This is a genomic window from Pseudomonas sp. TWP3-2 (genome assembly GCF_049897765.1).
Classification (GTDB): domain Bacteria; phylum Pseudomonadota; class Gammaproteobacteria; order Pseudomonadales; family Pseudomonadaceae; genus Aquipseudomonas.
The window spans coordinates 10,225-27,954 of record NZ_JAFCWW010000009.1 but is presented as its reverse complement, the minus strand read 5'-3'; the positions used below and the strand labels follow the sequence as shown (position 1 = coordinate 27,954).

21 protein-coding genes are annotated in these 17,730 nt (G+C 58.1%); 14 read left to right on the top strand and 7 right to left on the bottom strand.

The window, feature by feature from the left end; translation table 11 throughout:
* Positions 1-212: 212 nt before the first annotated feature.
* Together ACP7EE_RS15245 and ACP7EE_RS15240 are read right to left on the bottom strand one after the other, a co-directional pair.
* Entirely contained in the window at positions 213-617 is a 405-nt protein-coding gene (locus ACP7EE_RS15245) for a DUF2177 family protein (RefSeq protein ID WP_426235066.1), read from the bottom strand.
* Positions 618-655: 38 nt separating this feature from the next.
* Positions 656-1,492, bottom strand: coding sequence for a CvfB family protein (locus tag ACP7EE_RS15240; protein WP_426235065.1), 837 nt, complete (start codon positions 1,490-1,492; stop codon positions 656-658).
* Between the two features lie 350 nt (positions 1,493-1,842).
* Here ACP7EE_RS15240 and ACP7EE_RS15235 point away from each other — a divergent pair, with 350 nt between their 5' ends.
* From ACP7EE_RS15235 to ACP7EE_RS15225, 3 genes are all read left to right on the top strand, one after another.
* Positions 1,843-2,031, top strand: a complete 189-nt coding sequence (locus ACP7EE_RS15235; protein ID WP_186532130.1) for a hypothetical protein — start codon at positions 1,843-1,845, stop codon at positions 2,029-2,031.
* Between the two features lie 216 nt (positions 2,032-2,247).
* On the top strand, positions 2,248-2,964 hold the full coding sequence (locus ACP7EE_RS15230; RefSeq protein ID WP_426204816.1) for a TorF family putative porin: 717 nt from the start codon (positions 2,248-2,250) through the stop codon (positions 2,962-2,964).
* A gap of 78 nt (positions 2,965-3,042) precedes the next feature.
* On the top strand, positions 3,043-3,912 hold the full coding sequence (locus ACP7EE_RS15225; protein ID WP_426235064.1) for a DUF6279 family lipoprotein: 870 nt from the start codon (positions 3,043-3,045) through the stop codon (positions 3,910-3,912).
* 100 nt (positions 3,913-4,012) lie between these two features.
* On the opposite strand, the gene ACP7EE_RS15220 is transcribed toward ACP7EE_RS15225, so the two are convergent.
* Entirely contained in the window at positions 4,013-4,405 is a 393-nt protein-coding gene (locus ACP7EE_RS15220) for a transcriptional regulator (RefSeq protein ID WP_426235063.1), read from the bottom strand.
* A gap of 173 nt (positions 4,406-4,578) precedes the next feature.
* Here ACP7EE_RS15220 and ACP7EE_RS15215 point away from each other — a divergent pair, with 173 nt between their 5' ends.
* The 6 genes from ACP7EE_RS15215 (at position 4,579) to ACP7EE_RS15190 (ending at position 8,107) form a co-directional block, all read left to right on the top strand.
* Positions 4,579-5,313 (top strand): DUF899 domain-containing protein, encoded by a 735-nt coding sequence (locus ACP7EE_RS15215; protein ID WP_426235062.1) that lies wholly within the window; start codon positions 4,579-4,581, stop codon positions 5,311-5,313.
* A gap of 201 nt (positions 5,314-5,514) precedes the next feature.
* Entirely contained in the window at positions 5,515-5,685 is a 171-nt protein-coding gene (locus tag ACP7EE_RS15210; protein ID WP_426235061.1) for a YhfG family protein, read from the top strand.
* Positions 5,682-6,281: a Fic/DOC family protein gene (locus tag ACP7EE_RS15205; RefSeq protein WP_426235060.1), complete on the top strand. Its 600-nt coding sequence runs from the start codon at positions 5,682-5,684 to the stop codon at positions 6,279-6,281. The genes ACP7EE_RS15210 and ACP7EE_RS15205 overlap by 4 nt, the downstream gene beginning before the upstream one ends.
* Positions 6,282-6,363: 82 nt before the next feature.
* On the top strand, positions 6,364-6,639 hold the full coding sequence (locus ACP7EE_RS15200) for a hypothetical protein (protein WP_426235059.1): 276 nt from the start codon (positions 6,364-6,366) through the stop codon (positions 6,637-6,639).
* Between the two features lie 270 nt (positions 6,640-6,909).
* On the top strand, positions 6,910-7,494 hold the full coding sequence (locus ACP7EE_RS15195) for a papain-like cysteine protease family protein (RefSeq protein ID WP_426235058.1): 585 nt from the start codon (positions 6,910-6,912) through the stop codon (positions 7,492-7,494).
* Between the two features lie 13 nt (positions 7,495-7,507).
* Positions 7,508-8,107 carry a hypothetical protein gene (locus ACP7EE_RS15190; protein ID WP_426235057.1) on the top strand — a complete coding sequence of 200 codons (600 nt, stop codon included), beginning with the start codon at positions 7,508-7,510 and terminating at the stop codon, positions 8,105-8,107.
* A 65-nt stretch (positions 8,108-8,172) separates the two neighbouring features.
* Here ACP7EE_RS15190 and ACP7EE_RS15185 read toward each other — a convergent pair whose 3' ends face one another.
* Positions 8,173-9,513, bottom strand: coding sequence for a DEAD/DEAH box helicase (locus tag ACP7EE_RS15185; RefSeq protein ID WP_420647875.1), 1,341 nt, complete (start codon positions 9,511-9,513; stop codon positions 8,173-8,175).
* A 191-nt stretch (positions 9,514-9,704) separates the two neighbouring features.
* Between ACP7EE_RS15185 and ACP7EE_RS15180 the strand changes: the two genes are divergently transcribed.
* Positions 9,705-11,003, top strand: a complete 1,299-nt coding sequence (locus ACP7EE_RS15180) for a mechanosensitive ion channel family protein (protein ID WP_426235056.1) — start codon at positions 9,705-9,707, stop codon at positions 11,001-11,003.
* Between the two features lie 91 nt (positions 11,004-11,094).
* On the opposite strand, the gene ACP7EE_RS15175 is transcribed toward ACP7EE_RS15180, so the two are convergent.
* From ACP7EE_RS15175 to ACP7EE_RS15165, 3 genes are all read right to left on the bottom strand, one after another.
* Complete coding sequence (locus ACP7EE_RS15175) at positions 11,095-11,952, bottom strand: carboxylate/amino acid/amine transporter (protein WP_426235055.1); 858 nt, start codon at positions 11,950-11,952, stop codon at positions 11,095-11,097.
* A gap of 343 nt (positions 11,953-12,295) precedes the next feature.
* Positions 12,296-12,895 carry an FMN-dependent NADH-azoreductase gene (locus tag ACP7EE_RS15170; protein ID WP_426206697.1) on the bottom strand — a complete coding sequence of 200 codons (600 nt, stop codon included), beginning with the start codon at positions 12,893-12,895 and terminating at the stop codon, positions 12,296-12,298.
* Between the two features lie 151 nt (positions 12,896-13,046).
* Positions 13,047-13,361 (bottom strand): 3-phosphoglycerate kinase, encoded by a 315-nt coding sequence (locus ACP7EE_RS15165; protein ID WP_426235054.1) that lies wholly within the window; start codon positions 13,359-13,361, stop codon positions 13,047-13,049.
* 49 nt (positions 13,362-13,410) lie between these two features.
* On the opposite strand from ACP7EE_RS15165, the gene ACP7EE_RS15160 reads away from it, so the two are divergent.
* The 4 genes from ACP7EE_RS15160 to ACP7EE_RS15145 all read left to right on the top strand — a co-directional run bounded on the left by ACP7EE_RS15160 (position 13,411) and on the right by ACP7EE_RS15145 (position 17,641).
* Positions 13,411-14,334 (top strand): LysR family transcriptional regulator, encoded by a 924-nt coding sequence (locus ACP7EE_RS15160; protein WP_420647870.1) that lies wholly within the window; start codon positions 13,411-13,413, stop codon positions 14,332-14,334.
* Between the two features lie 14 nt (positions 14,335-14,348).
* Complete coding sequence (locus ACP7EE_RS15155; RefSeq protein ID WP_426235053.1) at positions 14,349-15,164, top strand: alpha/beta fold hydrolase; 816 nt, start codon at positions 14,349-14,351, stop codon at positions 15,162-15,164.
* The gene (locus ACP7EE_RS15150; RefSeq protein ID WP_426235052.1) at positions 15,158-15,721 is read left to right on the top strand and encodes a peptidylprolyl isomerase; all 564 of its coding nucleotides are present in this window, start codon (positions 15,158-15,160) and stop codon (positions 15,719-15,721) included. Before ACP7EE_RS15155 ends, ACP7EE_RS15150 begins: the two co-directional genes overlap by 7 nt.
* 87 nt (positions 15,722-15,808) lie before the next feature.
* Positions 15,809-17,641: an ABC transporter ATP-binding protein gene (locus ACP7EE_RS15145; RefSeq protein ID WP_426235051.1), complete on the top strand. Its 1,833-nt coding sequence runs from the start codon at positions 15,809-15,811 to the stop codon at positions 17,639-17,641.
* The last annotated feature ends 89 nt before the right edge of the window (positions 17,642-17,730 follow it).

Genomic DNA, 17,730 nt, shown 5'->3' with positions numbered 1-17,730 from the left:
CAGTCAGACAGAAAAAGCCGTCTGGAAAAGACATTTGTTTCTCCCGTGGCGTCAGCGGTGAATGGCTGCCGGCTGCGCCGTCAATCGCGGGCAAGCCCGGCTCCCACAGTGTCCGCGTCGTATTCAGAATTTGCGACCGACCACAAAACCTGTGGGAGCTGCGGTGCGACGATTCGACTTGCCAGCGATGAGGCCCGCACTGGCCAAACACATTACGAGTTCGAACCAGTGACCTTGCGTGCGACCAAAAACCCCACCGTACAAGCCACCGCCGTAGCCAACGTCCCCCACGCCCAATCCATCAACGACACTTGCACCGACCATCCGCGCAACGTCGCCCAATTGGTCAGATCATAAGTGCCGTACGCCACCAGCCCGAGCAGTGCACCCATGCGCGCGGCGCTCTGCCAGGTCAGTGCGGGTAAAACCACGAACATCAGGCAACCTAAAACGTACAGGCAATAAAAAACCGCTGCTGGCACCAGCAACGGTTTTTCGAGCATCAGCGGACCAAGCAGTTCGCGATAGGTCGGCGCCATCAGGACGCCGAGCCAGAGCCCGTCGAGCATTAGAAATGCCGCCAGCGTGGCGACATAGGCAATCAAATTTCTCTTCATCACGCCGCCCTCTATGTCTTACATGGGGCCGGCGGTGATCAGGTTAGTTCAATGCGATCCGCATGAATGATGATCTTGCCATCCTTGTACAACGCACCGATGGCCTTCTTGAAGTTGCCCTTGCTCACGCCGAACAGGCTGCTGATCAGCGCCGGATCGCTCTTGTCGCTGACCGGCAAGGTGCCGTCGTTGTCGCGCAACTTGGCGAGGATCTTCGAGTTCAGGCTGCTCGCGGCTTCCTGACCCACTGGTTGCAGGCTCAAGCTGATCTTGCCGTCGGCGCGCACTTCCTTGATGAAACCTTTCTCGCTCATGCCGGCGCGCATGAATTTGAAGATTTCGTTCTTGTGGATCAAACCCCAGTGCTTGTTGTTGATGATCGCCTTGAAGCCCATGTCAGTGGGTTCGGCAACCAGCAAATCGACTTCCTGACCCACGCTGTAGTTGGCCGGTGTCTTGTCGAGATAACGATCCAGACGCGCCGTGGCGGTGATGCGGCGGGTGTGTTTGTCGAGGTAGACATGCACCACGCAGTATTCGCCGGCCGTCATCTGACGTTTTTCTTCGGAATACGGCAGCAACAGATCCTTCGGCAAGCCCCAATCGAGGAACACACCGATGCTGTTGACTTCAACTACTTTCAAACTGGCAAATTCACCGACCTGAACTTTAGGCTTTTCAGTGGTGGCGAGAAGTTTGTCTTCGCTGTCCAGATAAATGAAAACGTTGAGCCAATCTTCATCTTCGCTTGGAATATCTTTAGGGATATAACGGTTGGGCAAAAGAATCTCGCCATCGGCACCGCCGTCCAGATATAAACCGAAGTTAGTGTGTTTAACCACTTGCAAACTGTTGTAGCGCCCGACTAAAGCCATTTCCAATACCCTCATTGCGTGGGCGGCATTCTACCCGTTTTTGCCCGGTGGGATCGCTGGCAGATCCGTGGTCGGCAGAAAATCTGCTGTAGAGCTTGAGAATCAAGCGTTTACCGTGGGCCAGCCGCCGCTCGTCAGACCAGCGTCAGCGCTTGCCGGTGGCTACGCTCACCTGCATCACGCGCAAATCTGCTTAATGTTGTTATTTAAAACAGCAGGTTAGCGCAATATTCCGGTTAATTAATCGAGAATATCTCAGTGACGGGGTGGGTTATTCCGGGAGATATTTACCAAGCAACTGTCAAGTATTTACTGTACGATGCCTGGCCGAGTTACTTTTCTACAGGTTAATGGCCGCCATGCGTGTAAAAGCATCCACCAGCAAAGCAAAGCCAGCTCCAGCCGTTGAAACCAGCGAATCGATCAACAATCAGATCGCAGCGTTTCTGAAGTCCGGCGGTGAGATTCAGCAAATTGCCAAAGGCGTCAGCGGCCAGACGTTCGGCCCGTCCAAGCAGATCAGCCTGGGCAAAAAGTAATACCGGAATACCCCCGTCCAGAGACGCTTTGCGTTTCGAAGCGTCTGGACTGGAACCGCGCAACACCCTCCTCGCTTTAAACATATTCCAAATCAATAACGCATAAATCGACGAACGGCCCTCAACGCCGATCATTCGTCGGTATCCTTGCACGCGTCTGGATCAAGCGTTTCAGCAGGTTTTTATCCCCTGCGCTCGCTGCTCATGGAGTGACGCATGCTCAAAACCATCTGTTTATTTCTCGCAAGTCTGCTGGCCTCAATGACTGCGCACGCGCAGATTTTCCAACGCGAACTCGGCGACTTCGACCTCAAACTCGGCACCACGCCCAGCCGCAGCATGGCTGAAGGCCTGGTCAAACCGTCAGCGGTCGGCTCGTTTCACGGCGGCCTTGATCTGACGCACAACAGCGGCCTGTACATCGGCCAGTGGTCGCCGAGCATGGGTATCACGCCGGGGAAGAATCTGGAAATCGACTCCTACGTTGGCTTCAAGCAACCCTTCGACCAGACCCTCGGCTACGAAATCGGCATGATTCATTACAGCTACCCGAAGGTCGATACCCTCGACAGCCAGGAGTTGTTCGGTGGCCTGACTTTGCTCGGCAGCCGTTTCGGCGCTGCATTCAGCAACGACCCGGATAAACAGAACAGCACGCTGTTCGCCGACCTCGGCGGCAACCAGCCGTTCGGCATCGGGATCAGCATGAAATACACCACCCATGAGCTCACCACACCGGTTTCGGTGGACGGCGGTTATGTCAGCAGTTTTACCGATTGGTCGGTGAAATTTTCCCGGCCGTTCATGGGCGTCGATCTCGACCTGACCTACAGCAATTCGAGCCTCAGCGGCAGCGACTGCTCGGCCTACTCCGGGCATAACAGCGAGTGCGACGGACTGGTCACGCTCAAGGCCCAGCGCACGTTCTATTGATCGGCTGAACTGCCGGGTCCATCCTGCGTTCACATAAGAATCAGTTTCCCGAAGCCAGGCTCACGCAAGGATTCGCCCATGTCTCGCTGGTGCAAAAACATCGCCGTTCTGCTGATTGTCTCCCTCGCCCTCGGCGCTTGCAGCCGCGTTGGCCTGGCCTACCGCAACCTCGACGTGATCATTCCGTGGACGCTCGGCGACTACCTGGACATGAACGGCGAGCAAAAAAGCTGGTTCAACGAACGCCTGCGCGAACACCTGAGCTGGCACTGCAGCACGCAACTACCGGGTTATCTGGACTGGCTGGACCGCTTGCAGGTGATGGTCGAGACCAATCAGGTCACTGATGCCGCCCTTCAGGCCCGCACGCTTGAGGCCAAAAAGGCGATTGCTGAAACGGCACAGGAGATCACTCCATCGGCCATCGAATTGCTGCAAGGTCTGGACGACAAGCAGGTCGCGGAGATGAACGATGCGTTCGCCAAGGATCAGCGCAAACGTGAGCAGGAATACCTCAAGCCGCCGCTGGCACAGCAGATTGCCGAACGCAGCGAGCGCATGCAAAAACGCCTGAATGACTGGCTTGGCCCGCTGAGTAAAACCCAGCAACAACGGGTGGTGAACTGGTCGACTGCGCTGGGTGATCAGAACACCCAGTGGATTGCCAACCGCGTGCATTGGCAGAAGCAGTTCAGTGCGGCGGTTGCCCAGCGCAAGAGTGCAGAATTCCCACAGCGGATCGAGACGCTTCTGGTCAATCGCGAGAGTTTATGGACGGCGGATTATCAAAAGGCCTACGCCGATACCGAAGCTCAGGCGCGTTCGCTGTTTGTGGACTTGATGGCGGAGAGTACGCCGGAGCAACGCCAGCGGTTGTTGAAGAAGATTGAAGGGGTGCGCAAAGACTTCAATGATCTGAAATGCCTCAAAGCTGCAAAACAGAGCTAAAGATCAAAAGATCAAAAGATCGCAGCCTGCGGCAGCTCCTACAGGGATTGTGTAGGAGCTGCCGCAGGCTGCGATCTTTTGATCTTGCTTCTAATAAAACTCAGGCAATCTGCGCCTTGGAAGCCACTTCATCAAACGTCCCTTCCGCCAGCGCATCGTCCTGATCATCCAGCACCTGACGCGGGTGATCATTCCCGGGAATGCTGCTGTCGATCATGCTCAACAGGCTGGAGCCGCGCGGGGTCAGGCTGAAGTTGTTACCGGTGCTGCCCTCATCTTCCCCACGTGGCCCAATGTAACCGCGCAGCAGCAACATCCGTTCATAGTCACAGGCCAGCGTTTTTAGATGATCCAGATTATCGATCGGCTCGCCTGCCGCAGCTTTTGCTGCCGCATAATCTTCGGCGACAGAGCGCGGCGCAAAGCTGTGGCCGGCGCCGTTCTGCACTTCATGCAGCAAGCGCTCAATCAAATCCCAGTTATAAGTCGTCATCCTGATACAACCTCCGGTGCGCGTGATTAATGGCGCGTTCATAGGTTGTGACCGGAGCCAATCGTAGCCGTTCAGCCGCATTCGTCGCTGCGACCGACGGGCGGTCTGTCGAATTGCGATAGCGCCAGACGACTAGGCTGTGAAAGACGGTTCAACTCGCAGGAGATTTCTCCATGAACGTTCAGAATCATCCGGTGGTGTCGCGCGAAGAATGGCTCGCCGCCCGCATTCAACACTTGGCAGACGAAAAAGCCTTCACCAAGGAACGCGATCGCCTCAGCGCACAACGCCGAGCGTTGCCTTGGGTAAAGATCGACAAGGACTATCACTTCCAGGGGCCGCAAGGAGAGCTGAAACTTGCCGACCTGTTCGGCAAACACAGCCAACTGATCATTTACCACTTCATGTTCGCCAAGGGCTGGGAGGAAGGCTGTCCTGGCTGCTCGTTTCTTTCCGACCACATCGACGGCGCCAATCAGCATCTGGCGCATCACGATATTGCGGTGGTGGCGGTTTCCCACGCGCCGTTTAACGAATTCCAGGACTTTAAACGCAGGATGGGCTGGAAGTTTGACTGGGTTTCGTCAGAAGGATGCGACTTCAACTATGACTTCGGCGTGTGCGCCCGCGCTGAAGATGTTGCCGAAGGAAAGGCTACGTACAACTACGAAAAGACTGACAGCGCCGAGGAAGAAATGCCCGGGCTGAGCGTGTTTTACCGCGACGCCAACGGCGAGATTTTCCACACTTACTCGACCTACGCACGCGGGCTGGACATGCTGGTCGGCGCCTACAACTACCTCGACCTCACGCCCAAGGGCCGGAATGAGGACGAGATCATGGAGTGGGTGCGGCATCATGATCGGTATGAGGGCGGTGCTAAATCGAATTGCTGTCATGAGACTTAGTCTTCAAATCCACTGTAGATGCAACTCCGCTTGTTTAACACCTCACCGGCGTTGCTGCATCTCTTACACCTTTTATCAACATATGGTCCCGGTGGCGACGAGTGGGTTCAACGACGCATTTGAATGTGCGATGCTAAGTCAATCACGTCGTCAGGTCTGCGGCCGACTACAATTGCCAGATACAGATTTCAGGAGGCCCATATGGAAAAGCTGAGTTTGCAAACCAAAAAAACCTGGTTCGCGAAGCACCGTAAAGCCAATTTCGCGGCCAGCCTTCGCCTGGAAGGCTTTGTCCCATCCCCGTCCGATGGCGATATCAAACTGCCGACCAGAGACGCGGCGTTAAGCGCCGTCCGGCTCGTGAAAGTTTGAGCGACGACAAGTATGGCACCGACCAGGCCCCGGATTGCTATCCGGGCACCGATGTCATGATCAATCTGCTCGACTTACGTAATGCCGAAGACCTTGACGAGGCAGAGCGCTACATCAACGAGATGGCAGCTGTGCAGTTGGAATTCGTCTTACCCCCATACAGCCTCGCGACTTTGAAACAGGTGCATCGCACTCTGTTTGAAAAAGTCTACGCGTGGGCCGGAGAAATTCGAACACTGGCGATCAGCAAAGGCAGCACCAGATTTTGTAGCCCTGAATACATTGAAGGTGAGATTGCCAAAGAGTTTTCGAAGATGGCTGCTGCAGGCTGGTTCGAAAGCTTCTCACGGGACCAATTGGTCTCAGCAGTCGCCGAATCCTACGGCACACTCAACGTGGCTCACCCCTTCAGAGAAGGTAACGGTCGCACACAACGCATTTTGTTCGAATTTATCATTTTCAACGCAGGCTATCTGATCGACTGGGGATCGGTCGAGCGCGAGGAGTGGATCGACGCATGCATTCATTCGTTCCACTGTGACGACAGCCTCCTTGAAAAGATATTCGACCGATGCATCGGCGCGTCAATCCTGTAAGTCGAACGCAAGCTCACTGAACTTTCCCCGCGCAAAACTCCTCAACCGGTTACCCCGTCTTAACCGGAACTGAGGCCATCCCATGAAAACCCTGATCAGGCTCACCCTCGCCGCCAGCCTGGCCTGCGCCCTGCCCGTCTGGGCCTGCACGCCAGAAGAAGCTACCGCCAAACGCGAGCAACTGGCCAAGGAAGTCACCAAGCTGACGCAGCAAAATCCGGCCAAGGCCAAAGAGATCAACGCCGAATTGCAGAAGATGGACTTAGGCACGGCCAGTGCCGATCTGCCGGACAAGTGCCAGTTGATTGATCAGCGTTTGAAAGAGCTGGGTACGGCTGAGAAGAAAACTGAGGGTTAAACACAAGATCAAAAGATCGTCCGATCGCGGCCCGAGCCTTCGGCAGTTCCTACAAAATAGGTATGGGGCTGTTGAAGGCTGCGATTTTTTGGTGTCAATTATGCGCTAGCGCATTTATTTATTTGCACAAACGCATATTCACATCTAGGGTTACCTCAAGCCAGAGTGGAATCGCCACCAACCATGGCAAACCTTGAACGCCGCTGGCTCGGCAACAACGCTACACACGCACAAGCTGGACGCTTGTTTTCACTCATGGAGGATTGAAAAATGTTAACCACTGAAACAACCCGAATCACCGGCGACACACTGCCCAACTGCCTGGTCGGTCATCTGCTCGACGCGCAACTGGTCGAAGTCGAAGACGCCCCTCAAGCCCGAGCATTGGCTGCCGCCAGCCTCAACTTCAGCATGCAGCCGCAAACCCAGACCAACTGGTGCTGGGCCGCGGTTTCTGCCTCGGTCGGCAACTACTACGGCACCGGGTCCTGGACTCAGTGCGGGGTGGCCAGCAGCGAACTGGATCGCAACTGCTGCAATCAGCCTGGCCCGTGCAACGTCTACGGCTATCTGGATTCCGCCCTGCGCACCACGCGCAGCTACAACGGCATGAATCAAGGCTCGCTGCAGATGTCGGCCATTCAGAACCAGATCAATATGGGCCGTCCAATCGGCTTGCGTTGCGCCTGGTACGGCGGCGGCGCGCACTTTCTGGTGATCTATGGCACCAATGGCAACTACCTGCTGATCGCGGATTCGATCTACGGTTACTCGACCCGCGCGCTGAACTCGTTCCCCGGTTCGTACAACGGCGGCGGCAACTGGACCAACACTTACTTCACCGTGAAAAACTGAGGAGGGCGACATCATGCAACTGACTTACCCAAAGGCGCCCTCCAACGGCGTACAGACACTGCGCCCGGCGCTGCAAGCCGCGCTGCAAACCCTGGGTTTCGGCATTAATCGGCAGTTCGCCGCTGCGGCTCCGGCCAAGATCAGCCTGAGCGAAGCCTATCGCGGCTACTCGCTCAGCCTGGAAGATCTGAGCCACGGTAAAGGTCTCAAAGAAGCCAAGGTTGGCGACTGGCATTACATGGTGTTCGCCGACGGCGTGACGATTGCGGACGCGCAATTGGCCGACGTTCGCGGTCACGTCGAGTTCGCCTCGCTGAACCACGGGACGCTGGCAGCGGCCACGGTGGATGCGCTGAAGCTGGCGGAACAGTCGCCACAACTGCACGGCAAAAGCGTTGAACTGCGGGTGCTGTTCATTTCGGCACTGCACGTTGTAGCGATCTGGCTGCATGCCGCCGGAGAAGATGTGCTGATCCCGATCGAACCGACGCCCAAGGAACTGGCGGTCACTCAGTTGTACAGCGAAGCGGCCCTGCTGGCGCAGCTCAAGCCCGCGGCTGATCAGGCGCGTCAGCGCTTCGACGCTGATACCAGTGGCCTGCTGGGGAGCTGATAAACCCCAGGCGTAAAAAAACCCGGACACGCTGTCCGGGTTTTTTATTGCAGCACTACGCAGCTTTATTCAGCTGCAGGCTCTGCCGGCTTGCGACGCTTAAGCGGTGCCATGCCGTCGCTGCTGACCAATGCGTCCGGCTTCGGACGATTGGCGCTCTTGCGCTTGGTCGGCGTCTTGGCGGCAGTTTTTTTCTTGTCGCCTTTGGCGTCGGTCTTTTTCTTCTTCACGCCGACAGCTTTGCCCGAGGCCTTGACCTTTTTCGGTCCGCCGTAGGTGCCTTTGACTTCCTTGATGGTGCGGCGCTCGAAGCTCTGCTTCAGATAGCGCTCGATGCTCGACATCAGGTTCCAGTCGCCGTGGCAGATCAGCGAGATCGCCAGGCCATCGTTACCGGCACGCCCGGTACGACCGATACGGTGTACGTATTCGTCGCCGCTGCGTGGCATGTCAAAGTTGATCACCATGTCCAGACCTTCAACGTCCAGACCACGGGCCGCCACGTCGGTGGCCACGAGGATCTTCACGCCGCCCTGCTTCAGACGGTCGATCGCCAGTTTGCGATCCTTCTGGTCTTTCTCGCCGTGCAGCACGAACGCTTTGTATTCCTGAGCCACCAGACGACCGTAGATGCGGTCGGCCATGGCGCGGGTGTTGGTGAACACGATGGCCTTCTGATAGGTCTCGTTGGCCAGCAGCCAGTTCACAATCTGTTCTTTGTGCTGGTTGTGGTCAGCGGTGATCACCTGCTGACGGGTGGTCGAGTTCAGCTGGCTGACCGCGTTGAGCTGCAGGTGCTCAGGGTTGTTCAGGACCTTGGCGATCATCTCGCGCAGGCCGGAACCGCCGGTGGTCGCGGAGAACAGCATGGTCTGCTGACGGTTGGTGCACTCGTCAACCAGACGTTGCACGTCCTCGGAGAAACCCATGTCGAGCATGCGGTCGGCTTCGTCGAGCACCAACACTTCGACTTCTTTCAAGTCGAGGTTGCCAGCGTTGAGTTGCTCGATCATCCGCCCCGGCGTACCGATGAGGATGTCTGGCACTTTGCGCAGCATCGCCGCCTGTACTTTGAAGTCTTCCCCGCCAGTGATCAGGCCGGACTTGATGAAAGTGAACTGCGCGAAGCGCTCTACTTCTTTCAAAGTTTGCTGGGCCAGCTCACGGGTCGGCAGCAGGATCAGCGTCTTGATGCTGACGCGAACCTTGGCCGGGCCGATCAGGCGGTTGAGGATCGGCAGGACAAATGCGGCGGTCTTGCCGCTACCGGTTTGCGCCGTCACCCGCAGGTCACGCCCCTGGAGCGCCAGCGGGATGGCCGCGGCTTGCACAGGCGTTGGCTCGACAAATTTCAGCTCGGCCACAGCTTTTAGCAGGCGTTCGTGCAGGGCGAATTGGGAAAACACGGGTGCTACCTCGAAGATATGCAAAAAAACAGCTGCATAGGTTACCGGTTTCGAGCGCTCAGGCCGAGCCTCTTTATGTAATCGGCCACAAACAGTGGCTTTTTTGTTGCCTGATTTGTCTTCAACGCTAATACGTAGCGTCTTAAATGCTCTAATCGTCCGTCGCGTCTTACAGAAGAATCTTTACTCCCATGGATTTCAAACAGCTCTGGCTCAACGCCCAAGACCTCTGGGGTGCCCTCGATCAGCACCCACTCCTGCACGCCAGCCTGGCGCTGATGCTGCTTTTAGTGATCGCGCTGGTCCTCGGACGAGTGGCACGCTATCTGATCCTGCACGCCAGCCGCATCCTCGGCCGGCAGCCGGCGCTGCACTGGCTCAACGACTTTCGCCACAACAAGGTGTTTCAGCGCCTGGCGCAGATGACGCCGTCGCTGGTGATTCAGTTCGGTCTGCATCTGGTGCCGGAGCTGAGCAAAACCGCGATGCTGTTCCTCGGCAATGTTGCGCTGGCGTTCACCATCCTGTTCCTGACGCTGTCGATCAGCGCCCTGCTCAACGCGTTGCTGGATATCTACGCGCGCACCGAACACGCGCGCACGCGTTCGATCAAAGGCTACGTGCAGCTCGGCAAGATGGTTTTGTACGTGTTTGGCGCGATCATCATCGTTGCCACGCTGATCGACCGTTCGCCGCTGTTGTTGCTGTTCGGTCTGGGTGCAATGTCGGCGGTGATTCTGTTGGTCTACAAGGACACGCTGCTGTCGTTCGTCGCCAGCGTGCAACTGACCAGCAACGACATGCTGCGGGTCGGTGACTGGATCGAAATGCCGCAAGTCGGCGCTGATGGCGATGTGGTCGACATCACGCTGCACACGGTCAAGGTGCAGAATTTCGACAAGACCATCGTCTCGATCCCGACCTGGCGCCTGATGTCCGAGTCGTTCAAGAACTGGCGCGGCATGCAGCAATCCGGCGGTCGACGGATCAAGCGCAGTCTGTTCATCGACGCCAGCGGCGTGCGTTTCATTCGTGACGATGAAGAGCTGAAGCTGACGCAGGTGCATCTGCTGACCGATTACATGAGCCGCAAGAAAGCCGAGCTCAAGGCGTGGAACGAAGCGCAGGGCAACGTTGCGGCGATGGCCGCCAACCGTCGGCGCATGACCAACATCGGTACTTTCCGCGCTTATGCTCTGGCCTATCTGAAAAGTCATCCGGAGATCCAGCCGAACATGACCTGCATGGTGCGTCAGATGCAAACCACCGCGCAGGGCATTCCGCTGGAGATCTACTGCTTTACCCGCACTACCGCGTGGGCCGATTACGAGCGGATTCAGGGGGATATTTTCGATTATCTGCTGGCGGTGTTACCGGAGTTTGGGCTGAGTCTGTATCAGCAGCCGAGTGGCGGGGATTTGCGTTCCGGGTTGTTGCCGGCGGTGTTGGGTGCTGCGCACATTCCTGAAGCCGAAAAACACCTGATGTAACACCGCAAAACCCTGTAGGAGCTGCCGCAGGCTGCGATCTTTTGATCTTAAAAAATCAAAAGATCGCAGCCTGCGGCAGCTCCTACAGGGGTCATGCGGTGCGTCTGATGCCCAGGCGGCTGATCCAGACGGCGGCGAGGATGACACTCCCTCCAAGGAACAACCGCCCCAGCTCCTCATGCTGATTCCAGATCAGCAGGTTCAGCAGCAAGCCCACCGGCACATGCAGGTTGTTCATCACCGCCAGGGTGCCGCCGTTGACCAGGCACGCGCCCTTGTTCCACCAGTACAGACCTAGTGCGGTCGAGACCAGGCCGAGGAATACCAGCACGCCCCATTGCAGTGGCGCTTCCGGCAGGAAATTGGATTTGCCGAACAGCAGAAATGCCGGCAATGCAACCGCCAGTGCACCGAGGTAGAAGAAACCGAAACGCCGGTAATGCGGCAGATCGCTCGGGTGTTTCGCCACCAGATGTTTGTACAAAACCTGCCCGGCGGCGTAGGTGAAGTTGGCCAGTTGCAGCAACAGGAAACCCATGAAGAAGTCCGGGTTGATCCGGTCATAGCGGATCACTGCAGCACCGCATACGGCCACCAATGCCGCGACCAGCGCCCATGGATTGAAACGTCGGTTCAGCGCATCTTCGATCAGGGTCACATGCAGCGGCGTGAGGATGGTGAACAGCAGCACTTCCGGTACCGTCAAAACGCGGAAGCTCAGATAGAGGCAGACGTAGGTCACGCCAAACTGCAACGCGCCGATCAGCAGCATGCCGCGCATGAATGCCGGTTCGACCGAGCGCCAGCGCGTCAGCGGGATGAACACCAGCCCGGCCAGCACTACGCGCACCAGCACCGCGAAGTAGCTGTCGACATGCCCGGCCAGGTATTCGCCGATCAGACTGAAGGAAAACGCCTGGATCAACGTGACAAAAAGTAGATAGCCCATGCTCGCCTCGATTTTCAATGGCGGCGACGATAGCGGTTTTTTCTTCCAGCCGCGAACCTTCAGGCAACGATGAACCCTGTGGGAGCGGGCTTGCCCGCGATAGCGGTGTGTCAGCAAACAAATTTATGGCTGACACGCCCTCATCGCGGGCAAGCCCGCTCCCACAGGGATGTGCTGCGCTACAAAAATCGCAGGCAAAAAAAAGCCCGATCTCGCATAGGCGTTCAATCGGGCTGCAGCACTCAGGAGCAACAAGTGCAAAGGGAGGTTCGATGCGCGTGAAACCTTGAAGGGGTTGCGCCAGGTCACTAGACCATTCGGTGATTATCTGGCGATTAACGGGTCAGGCGACCTGGGACAGTTTGGCGTTGGCCTGATTCAGGCCCTTCTCCTGGAAGTCGCCACCGAGGTTCATGCCTTCGGCGTGAATGAAGGTCACGTCGTGGATGCCGATGAACGCCATGACCTGACGCAGGTACGGTTCCTGATGATCGGCCGGGCCGCCGGCGTAGATCCCGCCGCGAGCGGTGAGCACGTAGGCACGCTTGCCGCTGAGCAGACCTTGCGGGCCGGTGTCGGTGTATTTGAAGGTCACACCGGCACGCAGCACATGGTCGAGCCAGGCTTTGAGGGTGCTCGGGATCGCGAAGTTGTACATCGGCGCGGCCATCACCAGCACGTCAGCGGCGAGCAATTCATCGGTCAGTTCGTTGGAGCGCTCCAGCGAAGCCTGTTCGCTGTCGCTGCGCTGCTCGGCGGGTTTCATCCAGCCGCCCAGCAGATTGATATCGAGATGCGGGACCGGGTTGACGGCGACGTCGCGGACGGTGATCTGATCGGCCGGGTGCGCCGCTTTCCACTGACTGATGAAGGTCTGGGTCAGTTGACGGGATACCGAGTCTTGCTGGCGGGCGCTGCTTTCGATGATCAGAACGCGGGACATGTTGTGTAGCCTCCATCCGAGATTGTTGTAAGTCGATGGAGTGAAGGTTAAGCAATGTCGTATCGATGAAAAAGCGCAAATAACTGCTATAAAGCATCGATTAATTCGTTTATAAGCTGAGCACACCCAAGGTGATGTGCTCAGCCGATATTCATTTCGGCGAGCAGCTCAGCTTGATACGCAGCTTGATGATGGTGCGGGTGAACTTGGCCGTAGCGTTTTTATGCTTGCCCGCCGCGACCTCGATGTTGCGCGTACGCGGTGCTTCCGGCCCGTTGCTGAACACCACCTTACAGGTTGCATCGACATCGCCATAGTTGCTGACCCGGATGGAGCCGATGTCGTTATCGGTGTCATAGGACTCGTAGTCGATCTTCAGGCCATTGAGGTCTTTTTCCACATCGATCGGGTACGCGAACGCCGTCAGCGGCAGCAGCGCCAGCAACACACAACAGAATTTTTTCATTCGGCAGTCTCCATGAGGGACAGCCAGCTTAGGACAAGAGGAGCTATTGATGAAAGCGCCCCGCGTGACCCTTGATCAATGGCGCACGTTGCAGGCCGTGGTCGACCACGGTGGATTCGCCCAGGCGGCCGAGGCTCTGCACCGTTCGCAATCGTCGGTGAGCTACACCGTCGCCCGCATGCAGGATCAGCTCGGCGTGCCGTTGCTGCGCATCGACGGCCGTAAAGCGGTGCTCACCGATGCCGGCGGCGTGCTGCTGCGCCGTTCGCGGCAACTGGTGAAACAGGCCAGCCAGCTGGAAGACCTCGCCCACCACATGGAGCAAGGCTGGGAGGCGGAAGTGCGACTGGTGGTCGATGCGGCTTACCCGAGTGCGCGCCTTGTCCGCGCCCTGACTGCGTTCATGCCGCAAAGCCGTGGCTGCCGCGTGCGCTTGCGCGAAGAGGTTCTGTCGGGCGTGGAAGAGGTACTGCTCGAAGGCGTGGCCGATCTGGCGATTACCGGGTTCAGCATTCCCGGTTACCTCGGCACTGAGCTGAGTGATGTCGAGTTCGTCGCCGTCGCCCACCCCGAACACGCACTGCATCGCATGAACCGCGAACTGAGTTTTCAGGACCTGGAAAGCCAGATGCAAGTGGTGATCCGCGACTCGGGCCGCCAGCAACCCCGCGACGTCGGCTGGCTCGGCGCAGAACAGCGCTGGACGGTCGGCAGCCTTGCCACCGCCGCCAATTTCGTTTCCAGCGGTCTGGGTTTTGCCTGGCTGCCACGGCACATGATCGAACGTGAATTGAAGGAAGGTGTGCTCAAGCTGCTACCGTTGGATCAGGGCGGCAGCCGCAACCCGAGTTTTTATCTGTATTCGAACAAGGACAAACCACTGGGTCCGGCGTCGCAGATTCTCGTCGACCTGCTGCGCACGTTCGACACGCTGCCGCTGGATGCCCCATTCGCCGCCCCTGAACAAGCCTGACAAGGAGTCCACCGATGGCCTATTTCGAGCACGAAGGTTGCAACCTGCACTACGAGGAATATGGCCTCGGCGCGCCATTGCTGCTGGTTCACGGACTCGGTTCGAGCACGCTGGACTGGGAAATGCAGATCCCGGCGCTTTCCGCGCACTATCGAGTGATCGTGCCGGACGTGCGCGGTCATGGCCGCTCGGACAAACCGCGCGAGCGCTACAGCATCGCCGGGTTCAGCGCCGATCTGGTGGCACTGATCGAGCACTTGAACCTCGGCCCGGTGCACTACGTCGGCCTGTCGATGGGCGGCATGATCGGTTTTCAACTGGCGGTCGATCAGCCGCAACTGCTCAAGAGCCTGACCATCGTCAACTCTGCGCCCGAGGTCAAACTGCGCACTCGCGACGATTATTGGCAGTGGTTCAAGCGCTGGAGCCTGATGCGCGCGCTCAGCCTCGCGACCATCGGCAAAGCCCTTGGCAGCAAGTTGTTCCCCAAGCCGGAACAGGCCGATCTGCGGCAGAAAATGGCTGAACGCTGGGCAAAAAACGACAAACGTGCTTATCTCGCCAGCTTCGATGCGATTGTCGGCTGGGGGGTTCAGGAACGTCTTTCGCGCGTGACCTGTCCAACCCTGATCGTCAGCGCCGACCGTGATTACACACCGGTTGCACTGAAAGAAACCTATGTAAAACTGCTGCCCGATGCGCGGCTGGTGGTGATCGCCGATTCGCGCCACGCCACCCCGCTCGATCAACCCGAACGCTTCAATCAAACGCTGCTGGAGTTTCTCGCCACAGCCGATACTAAAAACCTCAGGATCACTGACCCATGCTGAAAAAACTCGCCCTCGCCGCCGGCACCGTATTGTTCGCCGCCAACCTGATGGCCGCCACGCCGGCCAAGGCACCGCACGTGCTGCTCGACACCACCAACGGCCAGATCGAAATCGAACTGGACCCGGTCAAGGCACCGATCAGCACCAAGAATTTCCTTGAGTACGTCGACAGCGGCTTCTACACCAACACGATTTTCCACCGCGTGATTCCGGGCTTCATGGTCCAGGGCGGCGGTTTCACCCAGCAGATGGCGCAGAAAGACACCAAAGCCCCGATCAAGAACGAAGCCAGCAACGGCCTGCACAACGTGCGTGGCACGCTGTCGATGGCGCGTACTTCGAATCCGGATTCGGCCACCAGCCAGTTCTTCATCAACGTGGCTGACAACGCTTTCCTCGACCCGGGCCGTGACGCCGGTTACGCGGTATTCGCCAAAGTGGTCAAGGGCATGGACGTGGTCGACATCATCGTCAACTCGCAGACCACCACCAAACAAGGCATGCAGAACGTGCCTGTCGACCCTGTGATCATCAAGTCGGCCAAGCGCATCGACTGAGTCTCGCGGGGCATTTCGAGCGGTGCTGGCCTCAGGCCTCGCCGCTCACACTGATAAAAGGAGAGCCCGTATCCGGGCGGTTATCTGATGCTTTATCGCCGTTTTGAACAACTGATCGACATATTCCGTGACGCCCCGACGGCGGCTCCGCCCGACCGAGTTCTCCCCTTCTATATCTATTACCTCAAGCAGGTCTGGCCAAGTTTCGCCGCCCTGCTGGTGGTCGGCCTGTTTGCCGCGCTGATCGAAGTGGCGCTGTTCAGTTACCTGAGCCGCATCATCGACCTGGCCCAAGGCACGCCCAACCCGAATTTCTTCAGCGACCATGCCCTCGAACTGACCTGGATGGTGGTGGTCGCTTTAGTGCTGCGCCCGATTTTTTTCGGCCTGCACGACCTGCTGGTGCACCAGACACTGAGCCCCGGCATGACCAGCATGATTCGCTGGCAGAACCACAGCTACGTGCTCAAGCAGAGCCTGAATTTCTTCCAGAACGACTTCGCCGGGCGCATCGCCCAACGCATCATGCAGACCGGCAACTCGCTGCGGGACTCGGCCGTGCAAGCGGTGGATGCGCTGTGGCACGTGCTGATCTACGCGATCAGTTCGCTGGTGTTGTTTGCCGAGGCCGACTGGCGCCTGATGATTCCGCTGCTGACGTGGATCGTCGCCTACATCGGCGCGCTGTATTACTTCGTGCCGAGGGTCAAAGATCGCTCGGTGGAAGCCTCGGATGCGCGCTCGAAACTGATGGGGCGCATTGTCGATGGCTACACCAACATCGCCACCCTGAAGCTGTTCGCCCACACCAATTTCGAACAGCACTACGCCCGCGAAGCGATTCAGGAACAGACCGAAAAAGCCCAGTTGGCCGGCCGCGTGGTGACCAGCATGGACGTCGCGATTACCGCCATGAACGGCTTGCTGATCGTCGGCACCACCGCGCTGGCGCTCTGGCTGTGGACGCAGTCGCTGATCACCGTGGGCGCGATTGCGCTGGCGACCGGTCTGGTGATTCGTATCGTCAACATGTCCGGCTGGATCATGTGGGTGGTCACCGGGATTTTCGAAAACATCGGTATGGTGCAGGACGGTTTGCAGACCATCGCGCAACCGGTCAGCGTCACCGATCGCGAGCAGGCCAAACCGCTGGCCGTAGAGCGTGGCGAAGTGCGTTTCGAGCACGTCGATTTTCACTACGGCAAGAAGAAAGGCATCATCGGCGACCTCAATCTGAACATCAAAGCAGGCGAGAAAATTGGCTTGATCGGCCCGTCCGGCGCCGGCAAATCGACCTTGGTCAACCTGCTGCTGCGCCTGTACGACGTTGAGGGCGGGCGCATCCTGATCGACGGGCAGAACATCGCCGAAGTCGGCCAGGAAAGCCTGCGCGAGCGCATCGGCATGATCACCCAGGACACCTCGCTGTTGCATCGTTCGATCCGCGACAATTTGTTGTATGGCAAGCCTGATGCAACCGACGCCGAACTGTGGGACGCGGTGCACAAGGCGCGCGCCGACGAGTTCATCCCGTTGCTGTCGGACGCCGAGGGTCGTAGTGGTTTCGACGCGCATGTCGGCGAACGTGGCGTCAAGCTGTCCGGCGGCCAGCGTCAGCGCATTGCGATTGCGCGGGTGCTGCTCAAGGACGCGCCGATCCTGATCATGGACGAAGCGACCTCGGCGCTGGATTCGGAAGTCGAAGCGGCGATCCAGGAAAGCCTGGAAACCCTGATGCAGGGCAAAACCGTGATCGCCATCGCCCACCGTCTCTCGACCATCGCCCGGATGGATCGCTTGGTCGTGTTGGAAAACGGCCAGATCGCCGAGAGCGGTACCCACGCCGAGCTGCTGGCGCATGGCGGCTTGTATGCGCGGTTGTGGCAACACCAGACCGGAGGTTTTGTCGGCATCGATTAAGGATCAAAAGATCGCAGCGTGGCGCCTGGCCCAAAAGGTCCTGGGGTGGGGCTTGGGGCCGCGGCGGGCCTTGGTTGTATTGTAGGGGG